Raw genomic sequence first — 1,574 nt, 5'->3', positions numbered from 1 at the left:
AGCGCGCCGAGCACCGGGCGTTCGGGGGTGTCGGGATGAAAGCGTGCCGCGGCACCGTCGGCGACGGCACGGGCGACGGTCGTGAGCCGGTCTTCGGGCACCAGTGCCTCGATGCGCGCCGCAGCCGGGTCGATGATCTGCGCGAGCGTCTGGCGCGGCGACAGCCAGACGCCGGGCAGCAGGCCATCGGCGAGCGCGGCAACACGCCCGGCGTAGGGCGCGCGCAGCGTCAGCCGCGCCTGACGTTCCTGCAGGCCGCGCGCGGCGCGCTCGGCGCCGGCGAGTTCCTCGGCGACGCGCTGCTGGCGCTCGGGGGCGGCGAGCCGGCTGGTCTCGCTGCGCAGCCATTCGCGCAGCGCCCGCACGCGGTGGCCGGTGGCGTCGAGTTCGGCGGCGAGATCGGGCTGTTCGAGTTCGGCGATCACGTCGCCGGCCGCGACGCTCGCGCCGGGCTCGACCGCCAGCCGCCGCAGCCGCGCCGGCTCGGGCGTGTGCAGGCTCTGGACGTGCACGGCATCGAGCGTCGCCGGCAGTTCGAGGCTCGTGTGCCAGGGCAGGATCGCCAGCAGCACGGCGGCACCGAGCACACTCGCGCTCAGCAGGCTGCGGCGGCTGGCCATGAGCGTCGCGCGCAGCCGCCACCACACGCGCAGCTCCATCGCCAGCGGCCGGACGATGAACCAGCCGATCTCCACCGCCATCAGCGCGATGCCGAGCGGCTTGAACGCGAAGTGATAGACGAGCAGCGCGATGCCGAGGAACAGCACCAGCCGGTAAGCCCAGGTCGCGAACGCGAACGCGACCAGTCCGGCGTGACGCAGCGGCGCAAAAGGCTCCGGCGCCGGCACGTCCAGTCCGAACAGCCAGCGGCGCAGCTGCCAGCGCGCCAGCGCGAAGCTGCGTTCGTGCAGGTTCGGCAGGTCGAGCGCATCGCTGAGCAGGAAGTAGCCGTCGAAGCGCATGAACGGGCTGGCGTTGATCGCGAGCGTCGCGATCCAGCCGCTGCTCGCGAGCACGAAGGCCGCCGAGCGCGCCGGGCCGTCGGGCAGGAAGCTCCACGCCAGCGTCGCGATGATCGCGAGCAGCAGCTCCGCGGCCATGCCGGCAGCACCGACCGCGAGCCGGGCGCGGCGCCCGGGATGGCGCCAGACCGCGGTCGTGTCGGTGTACAGCACCGGCCACAGCACCAGGAAGGCCACGCCCATCGTCGGCACCGGCACGCCGAGGCGCCGTGCGGTGACGGCGTGACCGAGTTCGTGCAGGACCTTGCTGCCGGCGAGCGCGCAGCCCCAGGCGAGCAGGCCGCCGGCACTGAAGAAGTACGCGAAGGTGCCGGTGAAGCTCTCCCACTGCCGGCCGACCAGATACAGGCCGAGCAGCAGCGCCACGAGCGCCGTGACCAGCATCGTGCGCGTGTACAGCGCATCGAGCCGGGCCGCGAGCGGCGCCAGCCAGCGCTCGGGGCGCAGCAGCGGCACGCGGAAGAACAGGTAGTGGTGCAGCAGCCAGCCCAGCAGGCCGGGGCGCGCGGCGCGCGCCTGCGCGAGGCGCTGCGCGTGCAGCGCGCCGGGGGT

Annotated in this window: 1 protein-coding gene; it reads right to left on the bottom strand. The window is 74.1% G+C overall.

Annotated elements, in window-relative coordinates; all coding sequences use genetic code 11:
* A partial coding sequence (locus tag PKE44_RS19270; protein ID WP_324554449.1) for an HlyD family efflux transporter periplasmic adaptor subunit occupies window positions 1-1,574 on the bottom strand: 1,574 nt, incomplete at both ends.

This window comes from Plasticicumulans sp., assembly GCF_035331805.1.
In the GTDB taxonomy this organism is placed as follows: Bacteria; Pseudomonadota; Gammaproteobacteria; order Competibacterales; family Competibacteraceae; genus Plasticicumulans.
Note: the sequence above shows the minus strand (reverse complement) of the source record. Positions and strands in the feature narration are given on the sequence as shown.